The organism is Pseudomonas sp. VD-NE ins (genome assembly GCF_031882575.1).
Taxonomy (GTDB): Bacteria; Pseudomonadota; Gammaproteobacteria; order Pseudomonadales; family Pseudomonadaceae; genus Aquipseudomonas; species Aquipseudomonas fluorescens_BZ.
On record NZ_CP134772.1, the window covers coordinates 1,192,329 to 1,209,213 of the forward strand.

Annotated in this window: 9 protein-coding genes; 7 read left to right on the forward strand and 2 right to left on the reverse strand. The window is 59.1% G+C overall.

Features of this window, described 5'->3' with window-relative positions:
* Nucleotide 1 precedes the first annotated feature (1 nt).
* The 5 genes from lepB to pdxJ all read left to right on the forward strand — a co-directional run bounded on the left by lepB (nucleotide 2) and on the right by pdxJ (nucleotide 4,258).
* Nucleotides 2–856: a signal peptidase I gene (lepB, locus tag RMV17_RS05080; protein ID WP_034154801.1), complete on the forward strand. Its 855-nt coding sequence runs from the start codon at nucleotides 2–4 to the stop codon at nucleotides 854–856.
* A 169-nt stretch (nucleotides 857–1,025) separates the two neighbouring features.
* Nucleotides 1,026–1,715 (forward strand): ribonuclease III, encoded by a 690-nt coding sequence (rnc, locus tag RMV17_RS05085; RefSeq protein ID WP_016986099.1) that lies wholly within the window; start codon nucleotides 1,026–1,028, stop codon nucleotides 1,713–1,715.
* Nucleotides 1,708–2,610: a GTPase Era gene (gene era / locus RMV17_RS05090; RefSeq protein ID WP_016771562.1), complete on the forward strand. Its 903-nt coding sequence runs from the start codon at nucleotides 1,708–1,710 to the stop codon at nucleotides 2,608–2,610. Before rnc ends, era begins: the two co-directional genes overlap by 8 nt.
* Before the next feature lie 165 nt (nucleotides 2,611–2,775).
* Entirely contained in the window at nucleotides 2,776–3,465 is a 690-nt protein-coding gene (gene recO, locus RMV17_RS05095; RefSeq protein ID WP_311885935.1) for a DNA repair protein RecO, read from the forward strand.
* Nucleotides 3,466–3,511: 46 nt separating this feature from the next.
* Nucleotides 3,512–4,258, forward strand: coding sequence for a pyridoxine 5'-phosphate synthase (gene pdxJ, locus RMV17_RS05100; RefSeq protein ID WP_047292711.1), 747 nt, complete (start codon nucleotides 3,512–3,514; stop codon nucleotides 4,256–4,258).
* Nucleotides 4,259–4,385: 127 nt separating this feature from the next.
* On the opposite strand, the gene mltF is transcribed toward pdxJ, so the two are convergent.
* Complete coding sequence (gene mltF / locus RMV17_RS05105) at nucleotides 4,386–5,846, reverse strand: membrane-bound lytic murein transglycosylase MltF (protein WP_077571241.1); 1,461 nt, start codon at nucleotides 5,844–5,846, stop codon at nucleotides 4,386–4,388.
* A gap of 285 nt (nucleotides 5,847–6,131) precedes the next feature.
* Between mltF and purL the strand changes: the two genes are divergently transcribed.
* Together purL and RMV17_RS05115 are read left to right on the forward strand one after the other, a co-directional pair.
* Nucleotides 6,132–10,028 (forward strand): phosphoribosylformylglycinamidine synthase, encoded by a 3,897-nt coding sequence (gene purL / locus RMV17_RS05110; protein WP_311885936.1) that lies wholly within the window; start codon nucleotides 6,132–6,134, stop codon nucleotides 10,026–10,028.
* A 5-nt stretch (nucleotides 10,029–10,033) separates the two neighbouring features.
* On the forward strand, nucleotides 10,034–10,345 hold the full coding sequence (locus RMV17_RS05115; RefSeq protein ID WP_034154805.1) for a YqfO family protein: 312 nt from the start codon (nucleotides 10,034–10,036) through the stop codon (nucleotides 10,343–10,345).
* Between the two features lie 69 nt (nucleotides 10,346–10,414).
* Here the strand turns inward: RMV17_RS05115 and RMV17_RS05120 are convergent, their stop codons facing one another.
* Complete coding sequence (locus tag RMV17_RS05120; protein WP_311885937.1) at nucleotides 10,415–16,144, reverse strand: membrane-targeted effector domain-containing toxin; 5,730 nt, start codon at nucleotides 16,142–16,144, stop codon at nucleotides 10,415–10,417.
* Between the last annotated feature and the right edge of the window lie 741 nt (nucleotides 16,145–16,885).

Consider the following 16,885-nt stretch of genomic DNA (forward strand, 5'->3'; position numbering starts at 1 on the left):
TATGTCACTAAATTTCCCGCTGTTGCTGGTCATCGCCGTGTTCGTCTGCGGCCTGTTGGCGTTGCTTGATCTGTTGATCCTGGCGCCGCGTCGCCGGGCGGCCATTGCCTCTTATCAAGGCAGTGTCAGCCAGCCCGACGTCGTGGTGGTCGAAAAACTGAACAAGGAACCGCTGCTGGTTGAATACGGCAAGTCGTTCTTCCCGGTGTTGTTCATTGTGCTGGTGCTGCGTTCGTTCCTCGTGGAACCGTTCCAGATCCCGTCGGGCTCGATGAAGCCAACCCTGGATGTTGGCGACTTCATTCTGGTGAGCAAGTTTTCTTACGGGATCCGCCTGCCGGTGATCGACAAGAAAATCATCGAAGTCGGTGACCCGCAGCGTGGCGATGTGATGGTGTTCCGCTATCCGAGCGATCCGAACGTCAACTACATCAAGCGTGTAGTCGGTCTGCCAGGCGACACGGTGCGTTACACCGCCGACAAACGTCTGTTTGTGAATGGCGAGTCGGTTGCCGAGCAGATGATCGGTGCCGAGCCGGGCACTCTGGGCAGCGCCGAGCTGTACAAAGAGAAACTGGGCGCCGCCGAGCATCTGATCCGCAAGGAAATGAGCCGCTACCGCGCCACGCCGGACCGCTCGTGGACAGTACCCGCCGGGCACTACTTCATGATGGGCGACAACCGCGACAACTCGAACGACAGTCGCTACTGGGATGATCCGAACATTCCCAAGGATCTGCTGGGCATGGTTCCCGACCAGAATATCGTCGGCAAGGCCTTCGCGGTCTGGATGAGCTGGCCGGAGCCGAAACTCAGTCACCTGCCGAATTTTTCGCGGGTTGGCCTGATCAAGTAATCACACACGGCGCTGTTGACCACAGCGCCGAATGCATTTCTGGAGCCGGCACAATCGGCTTCGCAATCGCCAGGATTTAATTTTTGAACACAGCGTTAATTGTCCCAGGCCTGCGCCGCATCCCGGCGATGGCAGTGGAATCCAGCCACGAACTCAGCGTGGGTAAACCGTGAGCGTTTCTCTAAGCCGTCTCGAGCGCCAGCTCGGTTACACCTTCAAGGATCAGGAGCTGATGCTGCTGGCCCTGACACACCGCAGTTTTGCCGGGCGCAACAACGAACGCCTGGAATTCCTCGGTGATGCCATCCTCAACTTCGTCGCTGGCGAGGCGCTGTTCGATCGCTTCCCGCTGGCCCGCGAAGGCCAGTTGTCGCGTTTGCGCGCACGCCTGGTAAAAGGTGAGACGCTGGCCGTACTGGCCCGCGGTTTCGACCTTGGCGATTACCTGCGACTGGGCTCCGGTGAGTTGAAAAGCGGCGGTTTTCGTCGCGAATCGATTCTGGCCGATGCCCTCGAAGCCTTGATCGGTGCGATCTATCTTGATGCCGGCATGGACATGGCGCGTGAGCGCGTGCTGGCCTGGCTGGCTGGCGAGTTCGAAGGCCTGACACTGGTCGACACCAACAAGGATCCGAAAACCCGCTTGCAGGAACACCTGCAATCGCGCGGTTGCGATCTGCCACGCTATGAAGTGGTGGATATCCAGGGCGAGCCGCACTGCCGAACCTTCTTCGTCGAGTGCGAAGTTGTCTTACTGAATGAAAAAAGCCGAGGTCAGGGTGTGAGCCGTCGTATTGCCGAACAGGTAGCGGCCGCCGCAGCACTGATTGCCCTGGGCGTGGAGAATGGCAATGACTGATACAAACGCAACTCGCTGTGGCTATGTTGCCATCGTCGGCCGTCCCAATGTCGGTAAGTCGACGTTGCTGAACCACATCCTTGGCCAGAAGCTCGCGATCACCTCGCGCAAGCCGCAGACCACTCGCCACAACATGCTCGGGATCAAGACCGAGGGTGACGTGCAAGCGATCTACGTCGACACCCCCGGCATGCACAAGGGTGGCGAAAAGGCCCTGAACCGCTACATGAACAAAACCGCTTCGGCGGCGTTGAAAGACGTCGACGTGGTGATTTTCGTCGTTGACCGCACCAAGTGGACCGACGAAGACCAGATGGTTCTGGAGCGCGTGCAGTACGTGACCGGCCCGCTGATCGTCGCGCTGAACAAGACCGACCGCATCGAAGACAAAGCCGAGCTGATGCCGCACCTGAGCTGGTTGCAGGAACAGCTGCCGAACGCGCAGATCATTCCGATTTCCGCGCAGCACGGGCACAACCTCGAAGCACTGGAAAAAGTGATTGCCGATCATCTGCCGGAGAACGATCACTTCTTCCCGGAAGACCAGATCACCGACCGCAGCAGCCGTTTCCTCGCTGCCGAACTGGTGCGCGAGAAGATCATGCGCCAGATGGGCGCCGAGCTGCCGTACCAGATCACCGTCGAAATCGAAGAGTTCAAGCAGCAGGGCAAGACCCTGCACATCCATGCGTTGATCCTCGTTGAACGCGACGGCCAGAAGAAGATCATCATTGGCGACAAGGGCGAGCGCATCAAACGCATCGGCACCGAAGCGCGCAAGGACATGGAGTTGCTGTTCGACTCCAAGATCATGCTCAACCTGTGGGTCAAGGTGAAGGGCGGCTGGTCCGACGACGAGCGCGCGCTGCGTTCGCTGGGTTACGGCGACCTGTAATCACCGGTCCAGAGAACACCGATACCCACTGTGGGAGCGAGCCTGCTCGCGAAGGGATGTAACATTCAGCATTGATGTTGACTGTCACTCCGCTTTCGCGAGCAGGCTCGCTCCCACAGTGGTTTTGGGTTGTGTGTAAAACTGCGTTTCTTCATCGAGAACTCAATGTCGCAAAACCCGCCTCCCGCCCAACCCGCCTACGTCCTGCACAGTCGCGCCTACCGCGAAACCAGTGCGTTGGTGGATTTCCTCACGCCGCAAGGTCGGCTGCGGGCGGTGTTGCGCAGTGCGCGGGGCAAGGCTGGGACATTGGCGCGGCCGTTCGTGTCGCTGGAAGTCGAATTCCGTGGCAAGGGGGAGTTGAAGAATGTCGGGCGCATGGAAAGCTCTGGCACCTCGGCGTGGCTCAATGGTGAAGCGCTGTTCAGCGGTCTCTATCTCAATGAGTTGCTGATCCGTTTACTGCCTGCCGAAGACCCGCATCCAGGTGTATTCGATCATTACGCCGCAACCTTGTTGGCATTAGCTGAAGGTAGACCGCTGGAGCCATTGCTGCGCTCTTTCGAATGGCGACTGCTGGACGACCTCGGCTACGGTTTTTCGTTGAACATGGATGTCCACGGCGAACCCGTCGCGCCGGACGGTCTCTATCGTTTGCAGGTGGATGCCGGGCTCGAACGAGTTTTCCTGCTGCAGCCCGGCCTATTCAACGGCGTTGAACTACTGGCCATGGCCGAGGCCGACTGGACCGCCCCCGGCGCTCTCTCTGCCGCCAAGCGCCTGATGCGGCAGGCACTGGCCGTTCACCTGGGCGGTCGTCCCCTCGTCAGTCGCGAACTGTTTCGCAAGCCCTAGCCCCGTGTATGCTGTGCGCCGAATCTTTCCCTTCAGGAGCGCATCCGTGACCACCAGCAATCGCATTCTTCTTGGCGTGAACATCGACCACGTCGCCACCCTGCGTCAGGCCCGTGGCACGCGCTATCCGGATCCGGTCAAGGCTGCACTGGACGCGGAAGAGGCGGGTGCCGATGGCATCACCGTGCATCTGCGTGAAGACCGCCGACACATTCAGGAGCGCGATGTCCTGTTGCTCAAGGATGTGCTGCAAACCCGCATGAACTTCGAAATGGGCGTCACCGAAGAAATGATGGCGTTCGCCGAACGCATCCGTCCTGCGCACATCTGTCTGGTCCCGGAAACCCGTCAGGAGCTGACCACTGAAGGCGGTCTGGATGTAGCGGGGCAGGAGGAGCGCATCAAGGCAGCGGTCGAGCGTCTGTCGAAGATCGGCAGCGAAGTGTCGCTGTTCATTGATGCCGACGAGCGTCAGATTGCTGCGTCGAAGCGTGTTGGCGCCCCAGCCATCGAGCTGCACACCGGTCGTTACGCCGATGCCGAAACCCCGACTGAAGTGGCTGAAGAATTGAAGCGTGTGGCGGACGGTGTGGCGTTTGGTCTGGCCCAAGGCCTGATCGTCAACGCGGGGCACGGCTTGCATTACCACAACGTTGAAGCCGTCGCGGCGATCAAAGGTATCAACGAACTGAACATCGGCCACGCGCTGGTGGCGCATGCGTTGTTCGTCGGCTTCAAGTCTGCCGTATCGGAAATGAAGGCGCTGATCCTGGCTGCCGCGTTGAAAGGCTGAAGATCAACGCATAACAACGGTGGGAGCGAGCCTGCTCGCGAAAGCGTTGTATCAGTCAAAGATGATGTCGACTGACACGACGCCTTCGCGAGCAGGCTCGCTCCCACATTTGTTTTTGGGGTGTTGGTTAGAGCGGGGCAGGTTCTTGAGTGGGCTTTGACTTGTCGATGCCGGGCACATGCAGATTGCCCTCAGCGACCTGATCGCCTTCAAGCTGCGGCTGCGTCACCCAGGTAAGAATGTCGTAGTAACGACGAATGTTCGCCACAAAATGCACCGGTTCGCCGCCTCGGGCGTAGCCATAGCGAGTTTTGCTGTACCACTGCTTCTGCGACAGGCGCGGCAGGATCTTCTTCACATCCAGCCATTTATCCGGGTTCAAGCCTTCCTTGGCCGTCAGTTTGCGCGCGTCATCCAGATGACCGCTGCCGACGTTGTACGCCGCCAGGGCAAACCAGGTGCGATCCGGCTCCTTGATCGAGTCGTCGAGCTGATCCTTCATGTAAGCCAGGTACTTGGCACCGCCCATGATGCTCTGCTTCGGATCGAGGCGATTGGATACGCCCATCGCCTGCGCGGTGTTCTGGGTCAACATCATCAGGCCGCGCACGCCGGTTTTCGAGGTGACAGTCGGTTGCCACAGCGATTCCTGATAACCGATCGCGGCCAGCAGGCGCCAGTCGACTTTCTCTTTCTTCGCGTAATTCTTGAAGTGCTGTTCGTACTTCGGCAGGCGTTGCTGCAAGTGCTGGGCGAAGGTGGTGGCGCCCATGTAGCCGAGGACATCGACGTGGCCGTAATAGCGATCTTTCAAGCGCTGCAGCGTGCCGTTCTTCTGCACCTTGTCCAGATACGCGTTGATCTCGTTGAGCAGACTGTTGTCTTCGCCCGGGCCAACCGCCCAGCTCTGGCTGCGCGCATCGCCGAGGTCGAAGGCCACACGAATATTGGTGAAGTACACCTGATTCATCGCCACTTCGTTGGAGTCGACCAGGGTCAGGTCAATCTGGCCTTCATCGACCATGCGCAACAGGTCGACCACTTCAACCGCGTCGGACTCTTCGTATTCGATGCCGGGAAATTTCTTTTTCAGTTCCGCCAGTTGTTCGGCGTGGGTGCTGCCTTTGAGCACCATGATTTTCTTGCCGACCAGATCGCCCGGGTCGGTCGGCCGTGACTGGCCGTTGCGGTAAATGATCTGCGGGGTGACTTCGAGATAAGAGTGCGAGAACCGCACCTGCTGCTTGCGCTGTTCGCTGCTGACCAGACCGGCGGCGGCCAGCACCGGGCCGTTCGGTTTACCGATCTGATCGAACAGGTCATCGAGGTTGTCGGCGGTCTCGATCTTCAGTTCTACGCCCAAATCGTCGGCGAAACGCTTCACCAGCTCGTATTCGAAGCCGGTTTCACCGCTGCGATCCTGAAAGTAGGTGGCGGGGCTGTTACGGGTAATCACCCGCAGCACACCATCCTCCTTTACGCGCTCGAGTGTGTTGGGTTTATCAACACAGCCACCGAGCATCAGGAAGAGTCCGGTTGCGATCAGCCATTTGGCGTACCGCGGACGCAAAGCCGTTGGAAAAAACATCTGCGCAGTATACGCAAACGGCCACGAGCGCCATATCTCGACAGTGCAGGGCGAGTCTGCTAGCGATCACAAAACCGCACGAAACCCAGCAGAAACGGGCCTTTACGGCTTTTTGTTACAGTAAAAATAAGCGGCCTCTGAATAACTGATTTACCTGACTCTGAAGTCGGAAACACAGATTGATATCCGAGTGCAACCGTGCGTAGCGTTTCGGGTGATGTTGAGGGCGGTTTAGGCTAGAATGCACGGCCTCAAAGCACACCCCTTCCCGAGGCTGTCCCGAAGATGTTGATCCTGCGCGGCGCTCCTGCCCTTTCTGCCTTTCGCCACAGCAAACTCCTTGAGCAACTGAGCCAGAAGGTTTCAGCTGTCAGTGGCCTGTATGCTGAATTCGCTCACTTCGCCGAAGTCACCGGCGTCCTGACCGGCGACGAACAGCAGGTGCTAGCGCGCCTTCTGAAGTACGGCCCAAGCGTTCCGGTACAAGAGCCGACCGGTCGTCTGTTTCTGGTGTTGCCGCGTTTCGGCACCATCTCGCCATGGTCGAGCAAGGCCAGCGACATCGCCCGCAACTGCGGCCTGAGCAAGATCCAGCGTCTGGAGCGCGGTATCGCCTTCTACGTGGCCGGTCAGTTCAGCGAAGCCGAAGCCCAGCAGATTGCCGACGTGCTGCATGACCGCATGACCCAGATCGTCCTGAGCAATCTGGAACAGGCTGCCGGTCTGTTCAGCCACGCCGAGCCGAAGCCGCTGACTGCGATCGACATCCTCGGTGGCGGTCGCGCCGCGCTGGAAAAAGCCAACACCGAACTGGGTCTGGCCCTCGCCGAAGACGAAATCGACTATCTGGTCGACGCCTTCAACGGCTTGAAGCGCAACCCGCACGACATCGAACTGATGATGTTCGCCCAGGCCAACTCCGAGCACTGCCGTCACAAGATCTTCAACGCCAGTTGGGATATTGATGGCGAGAACCAGGAAAAAAGCCTGTTCGGCATGATCAAGAACACCTACGTGATGCACAGCGAAGGCGTTCTGTCGGCTTATAAGGACAACGCCTCGGTGATCGTCGGCAACGTTGCCGGCCGTTTCTTCCCGAACCCTGAAACCCGCCAGTACGGCGCGGTGCAGGAGCCGGTGCACATCCTGATGAAGGTTGAAACCCACAACCACCCGACCGCGATCGCTCCTTTCCCGGGCGCGTCGACCGGTTCCGGTGGCGAGATCCGTGACGAAGGTGCAACCGGCCGTGGCGCCAAGCCAAAGGCTGGCCTGACCGGTTTCACCGTGTCCAACCTGCAGATCCCCGGCTTCGAACAGCCGTGGGAAGTGCCGTACGGCAAGCCTGAGCGCATCGTTACCGCGCTGGATATCATGATCGAAGGCCCGCTCGGCGGCGCCGCGTTCAACAACGAATTCGGCCGTCCGGCCCTGACCGGCTACTTCCGTACCTTCGAACAATCGATCAGCACCCCGCACGGTGACGAAGTTCGCGGTTACCACAAGCCGATCATGCTCGCTGGCGGCATGGGCAACATCCGCGAAGAACACGTCAAGAAAGGCGAGATCGTCGTTGGCTCCAAGCTGATCGTCCTCGGCGGCCCGGCGATGTTGATCGGTCTGGGTGGCGGCGCCGCTTCCTCGATGGCGACCGGCACCAGCTCGGCGGATCTCGACTTCGCTTCCGTGCAGCGTGAAAACCCTGAAATGGAGCGTCGCTGCCAGGAAGTCATCGACCGTTGCTGGCAACTGGGTGACAAAAACCCGATCAGCTTCATCCACGACGTCGGCGCGGGCGGTCTGTCCAACGCCTTCCCGGAACTGGTCAACGACGGCGACCGCGGTGGCCGTTTCGAACTGCGCAACATTCCCAACGACGAGCCGGGCATGGCCCCGCACGAAATCTGGTCCAACGAATCCCAGGAACGTTATGTTCTGGCCGTCGGCCCGGAAGACTTCGAGCGCTTCCAGGCGATCTGCGAACGCGAGCGCTGCCCGTTTGCCGTTGTTGGTGAAGCCACTGCCGAGCCACAACTGACCGTGACCGACAGCCACTTCGGCAACAACCCGGTGGACATGCCGCTGGAAGTGTTGCTGGGCAAAGCCCCGCGCATGCACCGTTCGGTGGTACGCGAAGCCGAGCTGGGCGATGACTTCGATCCGTCGAACCTCGACATCAGCGAATCCATCGAACGCGTTCTGCATCACCCGGCCGTGGCGAGCAAAAGCTTCCTGATCACCATCGGCGACCGCACCATCACCGGCCTCGTGGCCCGTGATCAGATGGTTGGCCCATGGCAGGTTCCAGTAGCTGACGTTGCCGTTACCGCGACCAGTTTCGACGTCTACACCGGTGAAGCGATGGCGATGGGCGAGCGTACTCCGCTGGCTCTGCTGGACGCTCCGGCGTCGGGCCGCATGGCTATCGGCGAAACCCTGACCAACATCGCCGCTTCGCGCATCAACAAGCTCTCCGACATCAAATTGTCGGCGAACTGGATGTCGGCTGCCGGCCACCCGGGCGAAGACGCGCGTCTGTACGACACCGTGAAAGCGGTCGGTATGGAATTGTGCCCTGAGCTGGGCATCACCATTCCGGTGGGCAAGGACTCGATGTCCATGGCTACTCGCTGGAACGACAACGGCGAAGAAAAAACCGTAACTTCGCCGATGTCACTGATCGTGACCGGTTTCGCGCCAGTGGCTGACATCCGTCAGACCCTGACCCCGGAACTGCGCATGGACAAGGGTACCACCGACCTGATCCTGATCGACCTCGGTCGTGGTCAGAACCGTATGGGTGCTTCGATCCTTGCTCAGACACACGGCAAACTCGGCAAACACGCGCCGGACGTCGATGACGCCGAAGACCTGAAAGCCTTCTTCGCAGTGATCCAGGGCTTGAACGCCGACGGTCACTTGCTGGCTTACCACGACCGTTCCGACGGTGGTCTGCTGACCTCCGTGGTGGAAATGGCCTTCGCCGGCCACTGCGGTCTGAGCCTGAACCTCGATAGCGTTGCCGAGTCCTCGGCGGAAATCGCTGCGATCCTGTTCAACGAAGAACTGGGTGCAGTGATCCAGGTTCGTCAGGACGCCACGCCGGACATCCTCGCGCAATTCAGCGCGGCCGGTCTGGGCGACTGCGTGTCGGTGATCGGTCAGCCGATCAACAATGGCCAGATCAACATCACCTTCAACGGTGACACCGTGTTCGAAGGCCAGCGTCGTCTGCTGCAACGTCAGTGGGCCGAGACCAGCTACCAGATCCAGCGTCTGCGTGACAACGCCGACTGCGCCGAGCAAGAGTTCGACGTGCTGCTGGAAGAAGACAATCCGGGCCTGAGCGTCAAGCTGAGCTATGACGTCAACCAGGACATCGCCGCGCCTTACATCAAGAAAGGCATCCGCCCACAGGTTGCCGTGCTGCGTGAGCAGGGCGTCAACGGTCAGGTGGAAATGGCCGCTGCGTTCGACCGCGCCGGTTTCAACGCAATCGACGTGCACATGAGCGACATTCTCGCTGGCCGTGTCGACCTGAACGAGTTCAAAGGTCTGGTGGCCTGCGGTGGTTTCTCCTACGGCGACGTCCTCGGCGCCGGTGAAGGCTGGGCCAAGTCGGCGCTGTTCAACAGCCGCGCCCGCGACGCGTTCCAGGGTTTCTTCGAGCGTAACGACAGCTTCACCCTCGGCGTGTGCAACGGTTGCCAGATGATGTCCAACCTGCACGAGCTGATTCCGGGCAGCGAGTTCTGGCCGCACTTCGTGCGCAACCGCTCCGAGCAGTTCGAAGCGCGCGTGGCGATGGTGCAGATCCAGGAATCGAACTCGATCTTCCTGCAAGGCATGGCCGGTTCGCGTATGCCGATCGCCATTGCTCACGGTGAAGGTCACGCCGAGTTCTCCAGCGAAGAAGCACTGCTGGAAGCCGATCTGTCGGGTTGCGTGGCGATGCGTTTCGTCGACAACCACGGCAAGGTCACCGAGCGTTACCCGGCCAACCCGAACGGTTCGCCGCGCGGGATTACCGGACTCACCAGCCGTGATGGCCGTGTGACGATCATGATGCCGCACCCGGAGCGTGTGTTCCGTGCCGTGCAGAACTCGTGGCGTTCGGAAGACTGGAACGAAGATGCACCGTGGATGCGCATGTTCCGTAATGCGCGCGTCTGGGTGAACTAAGGCCTGTGTACAAGCTCGCCTTTTTTGTTCCCGACAGTCATGTCGAGGTGGTCAAAGGCGCTGTGTTCGCTGCCGGTGGTGGGCGGATCGGTGACTATGACCACTGTGCCTGGCAGGTGCTCGGTCTGGGCCAGTTTCGTCCGTTGGACGGCAGTCAGCCGTTTCTGGGTGAGACGGGGCAGGTTGAGCGGGTCGAGGAATGGAAGGTTGAGCTTGTGGTGGCGGATGAGCTGATCGTTGCTGTTGTGGCGGCGTTGAAGCTTGGTCATCCCTATGAGACGCCCGCTTATGAAGTGTGGCGACTGGAAGATTTCTGATCTTCTGTGCTGTTGAAACAGGAAACCCGCTGAAAGTGATTTCAGCGGGTTTTTTGTTGCCGATGACTTTTACAAGACGGGCCTCATCTTCTTGTCGTCAATGAGCATTTCAATCAGCTTGTGCAGATAGTTGAAACGCTGGTTTTGTTTCCCCCATCGATCAACGTAAAGCAAGCCTTTGTCATCCACCTGGATCGGTGTGGTGACGATGTCGCCGGTGCCTGATTTGTGCACCAGAATGGCTTCGGTCGAACTGGGGCGTTCGATCAGGAAGTCTCCGGCTTTGATCAGCTTGCTGCGGTCGACAGAGACAACCGCTGCCGGCTTGTTCTTCCCGGCAACGGCGACGTCCATTGTGAAGTCGGCGCGTAACGCCCGGTTAGCACCGCTGGTGCCAGAATCAGTAACTTCCCACACTCCGCGATGGATACCTCTGGCCAGTTCAGGGGCCGCATCGCGTATGTGAAGGCCGACGGCGCCGAGTGTATCGGCCAAGCCTGGTACGCCAAGGTTGTAATTGGTGTGCTTGCTGCTGACAAAGGCGACCCATGGGTGCGGGCCGTTTGCCAGTTGGTCGGCTTCGATCACCTGGGTCGCGAAATAGCTGAACATCTGCTTTCGTGACAGGTCCGGGTCAGAAAAATCGCTGACATGGTAGCTGGAGGTGCAGTCAAGCGCCCTGATACGCAGATTGTTTTTGGCAGCGGCCTGAACCACCTCTGTATACGTATGGTTACCGGGGTCGAACGGTAGTAGGTCGTTGTCCAGATCTTTCAGAAAGGTTTTGAGTCGCTCGGGCATGTGTTGGGTGCGATAAAACTGATCCAGATCGGCCTGGTGCAGATCGGTCATCAGATGCTCCATATACAGGGTGTCGTACCCGGCGTCCTTGAGCGCCTTCAAGTGCGCATTGAGCTGAGCCTTGCCCGATTGCTGAGCAGGCACCTCACCGACCACCAGATTCAGGCGACTGTCGGCCAATGGTCGGAGAAGTCCGTTGAAATCGGTGTTATCGACAATTTTTGGCAGCGTGACGGCCGGGGGCGGCGTGAAGTCCGTGAAGGCGTCACTCGCTGCCTTCTTCAGGCGTTTGCGGCTGACGACGAAGGCATCGAATGCTTCCTTCTGCGTTTTTATTTGCGGAGGGAAGCTGGTGTGCAATGCCATGGGCCTCACGCGCTGTCGAGCTATTTCGTCACGCATCGACAACGGGATATCGAACTCGCTGAAATGCTGAGCGCCGGGATCAGCCGCCTCTGCGGGCTGCAGGCGTGGAAGACGGGTCTTGTAAGCCGTGGGTAATCTCACCTGATAATCGCCTTTGGCCGTGACATTGTCGACGACGGCATCGGGTGAATCCACACTGATGCGTGCCGGCTGGCCCAATGGAATATCCTCGATGCGCACCGCGACGGCGTCGTGTAGATCGGCCAGGCCGGGCGTGTTGCCAAACGTGGTCATGCGCGATTGGTCGGTCAGGACTATCCAGCGTTCTCCAGGTGCATCGGCCATATCGTCGGCAATGGTTTTGTACGAGTAGAAATTCCTGACACTGTTGCTCCGCGGGGTGAATGGCGGAAACTCGACCATCAGCAAGGCACCGTCCAGGTTATAACCGGTCGAGGCGTCCAGTGCTTTGACCTTCAAACCCTTTTCCCGGGCCGTGCGCACCAGCGACAGGTAGGAGAAGGGGGAGTCGGGTGCATGCTCCAGTTTTTTATCGACTGCCTTCAGATGCCTTTTGATGTGCTTCCAGGATTTGCCTTTATTGAACTTATCCAGTTTGACGTTGAAGACGTCGCCCGGAAGATATTCCACATAGATGCGTTTGAACCCGCTGTCGATCAGCGCGTCCATACCGTTGATTATCGCCTGCTTGCTGGCGATAGAGCCAGGTTCGGCGCCGATGACCAGATTTTTGCCGGTGAACGCGTCGCTGGCGATCAATTGAGCAAATGACGTGTCGGCCGCGACTGCGGGGGCTTCGGCCCGAGCAGGCAGAGGCGTGAGGTCTTCAAAGTGACGCGCGGCGTCGTTGGTCAGCTTCTCGACTTGTTTCCGGTAGGCCAAGCGCGTTTTGTCGAGATTCTGGGCTGCGCCGAAGAGTGAGAGTTCGGGAGAGGAACCCAGGTAGTACTCGCTCGCTTTGATGATGTCTTCGCGGGATTGCGGGTTCATCACCATTTCAATGTGTTCCCGGTATTTGGGCGGTATGCCATAGTCTAACTGCGGGCTAGAGGTCTGCGGCACAGGTTCGTACTTCGGCGCACCGCCGGGCACGCGACTGCGCACCATCACGCCGTTGGAGTCGGTCATGGCCAGGATCGTGGTGGACAAGAATCTGCCGGTGTCAGGGTCGAGGCTATGCAACAAGTAACGACCGGCGATATCGGTCGTATTCGATGCCCACAGGACCCGGCCTTCGTAAACCACCGGTCGCATGTCCGAGGACGGCACAGTTGGCTCAACCTGGTCGACCAGCGCCGATACACGTGCCTGTTCAGTGGCGGCGCTGCCCGCAGTCAGGCGCAGCGGGCGGTTGAGAGGTTTGAGTGAGCGCAGGGCTGGACGCAGGTCGGTCAACACCGCGCCTGCACTGTTGAACAGATAACCGAGAAAGTGCTGAAACGCTTCGCTGTTTTTGCCCTGACGATAGGCGTGCAGGGCGAGCATGGCGTCCTTGAATGCCAGTAGCAGGCCGGTGCTCAGACTCAGTAGCGGAAAGGGCGCAGTGGCAATCGCGGTGGCCCATTCGACACATGTCCAGACCAGGCCGGCAATCATTTCGGCGCGACTGGTAGTGGTCGCGTGAATGTCGTCGATCTTGCGCTGCAGTTTCATGTCGTACAAACCTTGACGCAGGTCGCTGACGGGGACCAGCGCGCGGGTCGAGTCGTAACGTGCAGGGCTCGGCGTGGTCTTGTCGAGGTCCTTGGGCAGGCTTTTTCTGACGGCTTCGAGGAAGGTACGAAACCTGGTCTGGGACTCAACGCTCACCCGCCGGGTGAAATACTCGATCATGCCGTCCTGCTGTTTGAGCAGGTAATTGAACAGTCTGGCTTCGCGGAAGCTGACGCCATCGGGGGCGCCGGGGGTGTAGAGCAGGACCGGATTTTTGTCATGGCTGAACAGCCAGTTGTCGAGCACCCATTCCCCGTCGATCATCAGTCGGTGGATCGGATAGTTTTTCTGCCTCTGCTTCGATGTGTCACCCATGCTGTCGATGCTCTGCTCGAGCCATACCAGGTCGCTGCTGACGATATGGCCCTGCAGACGGCATTCCAGTGCCGCGTATTTCATCTGGCGCTGGGTGATGGCCAGCGTCGTGTTGCGCCTGAGATGGTAAGCCTCGCTTGCAGGGTTTTGCAGGTCCTTTTTGACCTTGGCGGTGTACCGTTCACCGATCCAGACACCGGTGACCGAGCGTGCAACATTCTGCGGCGTCAGGTTGCTGATATCGATCCCGGGCGGCCCTTTGAAGCGCGCCGAGCGGGAAAACTTTTCATTGAGAAAACCTAAGCCGTCTTCGTAGCCATCGCGGTACAAACGGGTGTAGTTCACCGGCTCAGGTGTCGACGAACGCACGATAGAGAGAGGTGAGTAGGCCCACACAGTATCCGGGTCAACATCGTTGGCCGGGCGCTTGAGCAATTGGTTCAGGCTTTTTTTCGCTTGTTCATGCACGAACGCCTCAAACGTCGGGAAGCGGCTATCCGATGACTTGTGTTTGTCGTATGCCTGCGACGCGCCCTCGGCCTCTTCAGACAGTGTCGCCAGCTTTCTGCGATTGGCCGGTGTGGTCGTGCGATACCAGGCTGGAGTGCTGAAGTCATAGTCGTCGGTTCGAGTGGCCAACACGTGGTCGGCCATCGCCCGCAGGCAGACGAGATGATTGCCGGTGTTTTCGAAGGTGATCTTTTTGTGCTCCAGATCCCCAGGCTTGAGATTCAGACCGGAGAGCACTTTGTAAACGCTTTGGCGAAAACGCATCGGTGCGCGGCTGATCAGGTAGCTGGCCATGCTGTTGGTGTCATGGCTGTGTCCGGCCCAACGGAGGATGTGAGTCTTGCATTCGAGTTCGCTGGCGAACGCCTGGAAATGCCGGTCTCGCGGTGCTTCCGGGGTGCAGAGCAATACACGTGTGGTGGCTCCGGCACTGTCGCTTTGTCGAAGTATCCAAAGATCCTGTAATTGGGCGCCATGCAGGGACAGCGTTGAAGCACGCAGGTGTGGGGCGCTGCCACTGCGCAGATCGCGGATCAGTTGCAGATCGCTGTCGAGCAGATGGCCCTTCAGCACCGCCGCGCAGGCCAGCGCGAGGATCCGTTGATCAAGCATGTGTTCAAGCGCTGGCTTGATGGTGGATCGCGCCTGCATCTCTTTTTGCAAGTGATTGAAGTCGACGCGCGGCTGCAACTTCAAGGCTTGCTCGACAAGCCATGCCGGCGTCACGTCCGAGTACGATTCCGGCAACGGCGCATCGTTGTAGGTGAGGGTGGTATAGGTGAGAAACTCCGAGCCCGCCAACTCATCGCCGGTATGCGGCCCGCGCAAGGACAGCTCGAGCAGATTGCGCCGATGCTCAAAGAAACTGTAGCTCACAACCCGACGATAGGTGCAGATCTGCAGGTTTTCGGGTTCCAGATCATCAATTTCCAGGTCATCGCTCAGGCACTCAAGCCATTGATGGCGAGCCAGAGCCATCAGGTTGGCCGCCGGCCCCATCAGGTCGAGCAGTGTCTGCCGTGCCTTATGGTAATTGCCTGCCTGCTGCGCCAGCTCGGTCTGCTTCGTCGCGCTGGCGCTGCGATACCAATCCGGAGCGCTGTTGCGCAGGTGGCGCTCGAACAGGATTTGCGCTCGCAATTCCAGGCGCTGCGTGGGGTCCGGCAGTGCGCTGATGATGGCCCGGTCGAGGGCCGCGACCAGTTGCGCAGCGTCTTTTTGCGGATTGTCGTCAAGGCTCAGTGCGCGCTCGATGTCCTGCGTGCGTTTTTCGATCAACGCATCGTAGGTATGTTCAAACACTGGTTTGCTGTCGATCGGCGCCAGTTGCAGCGGCCAGATCCCTGCTGCGCCGATGTGGTGATATCGCGTCGGCAACAACTGCATGAAACCTTCGGATCCGGTGGCTTTCTTGAAGCCATCAAGCAGATGGGCATCGAGGTCGGCCAGAGCGTCGAAATACTCAAGGCCTCTTGCCGGTGTAAACAGCACGACATAGCCGACGCGCTGATCGGTCAGCAGGTCGCTGACCCGGTGGCTGTCCTTTTCAGTGATGACAAAGGCACCGGCCAGCTCGACGGTGACGCCTTGGTAACTGAACTGTAGCGCGTAAGTGGCTGGACGCAGCATCGGCCCCAGATCCGTTTTTTCCACAAGCAAACCGGCTTCCGGCGCTAGCAGGCGATCCTTGACGGCCTGGCGCGCCTCGTGACCGAGGGCGGTGAAGCCGGCGTCGTATTTCAAGAAGGTTTTAGCCGGTTTGCCATCGATCAGATCGCGAAGATCCATGTTGAGCAACTGCGAGTCGAGTTTGATCTTGAGCGCTGCGATCAGCTTCTTGCCCGCGTCGCTGTGCAGGTCGCTGGTTTGCAGTGCCTGATAAAGCGCGCGGCTACGCTGCAGGAAGTGTTCGCGGTATTTTTTCAGCTGCTCGACCAGGCGTTTGAGGTACAGCTGCTCGGTCGTCGAGGCTTGTTCGGCAACCAGAGGGGTTTCGAACTTGAAGAGGTGATGGCCGATCTGATTGAGATCGTTCCTGATCTCTTCGGACGTGGGTGCGGCGGAAGTGCTCATCGGCACAGCCTCCATGCTGGTGGGAAGAGTCTTCAGCATGGCGAGGGTGGCAGTGGTGATGGTGGTACATATGTATTGAAGAACGCCTGCGCACCTGGTGTTGTGTGTCGCTCAGGATTCATGGGTACATATCCGTTGCTGTGGTAACGGCTGCTTAGGGTTCCGCCCTTACGGCGGGTCACCTTTTCCAAACGCCGAAAAGGTAACCCAAAAGGCTTGCCCCAACGTTCGGCCCTCTCGCTAAAGCTCGGGGTTCCTTCGCTCCGGAATTCATCCGGGCGCATCGCCTACGGTTTGCTTCGCTGCACCTCCTCTCGATGCATTTGGCTGCGCCAAACGGTCGCTGCGCTCCCACCCCCGGATAAATCCCTCCACTCAGCCTGCCGACGGGGCCTGTGGATCAAGATCAAAAGCCGCAGCCGAGCTAACGCTCATCCTGTTGAGTGGTGAAGAGCACGGGTGTTCGGCGTTGATTTTTTGGTGGATTCGCCCCTCATCGGAACGCCGCCCGCCCAGCCCTCTCCCGAGGGAGAGGAAGCCGATTTGTGGGCTTTTCGAGATCTGAGTTCGACTCGGTATTTCACTTAGGCGTACATCCACCAAACACCTCGGTCAGTCCCCTCTCCCTCTGGGAGAGGGCTAGGGTGAGGGTTTGCTTTTGGCTGTTTAATGATGTGTCGAATAGCCAGAACCTTCCCACAAGGTTTTCAGGTTGTCCGTCGGACGTCGGGTCTCTAGTCT

Excerpts from the sequence above, each read along its gene's own strand:
- lepB (WP_034154801.1), top strand. The coding sequence starts at position 2 with ATGTCACTAAATTTCCCGCTGTTGCTGGTCATCGCCGTGTTCGTCTGC.
- era (WP_016771562.1), top strand. The coding sequence starts at position 1,708 with ATGACTGATACAAACGCAACTCGCTGTGGCTATGTTGCCATCGTCGGC.
- recO (WP_311885935.1), top strand. The coding sequence starts at position 2,776 with ATGTCGCAAAACCCGCCTCCCGCCCAACCCGCCTACGTCCTGCACAGT.
- mltF (WP_077571241.1), bottom strand. The coding sequence starts at position 5,846 with ATGTTTTTTCCAACGGCTTTGCGTCCGCGGTACGCCAAATGGCTGATC.
- purL (WP_311885936.1), top strand. The coding sequence starts at position 6,132 with ATGTTGATCCTGCGCGGCGCTCCTGCCCTTTCTGCCTTTCGCCACAGC.
- RMV17_RS05120 (WP_311885937.1), bottom strand. The coding sequence starts at position 16,144 with ATGAGCACTTCCGCCGCACCCACGTCCGAAGAGATCAGGAACGATCTC.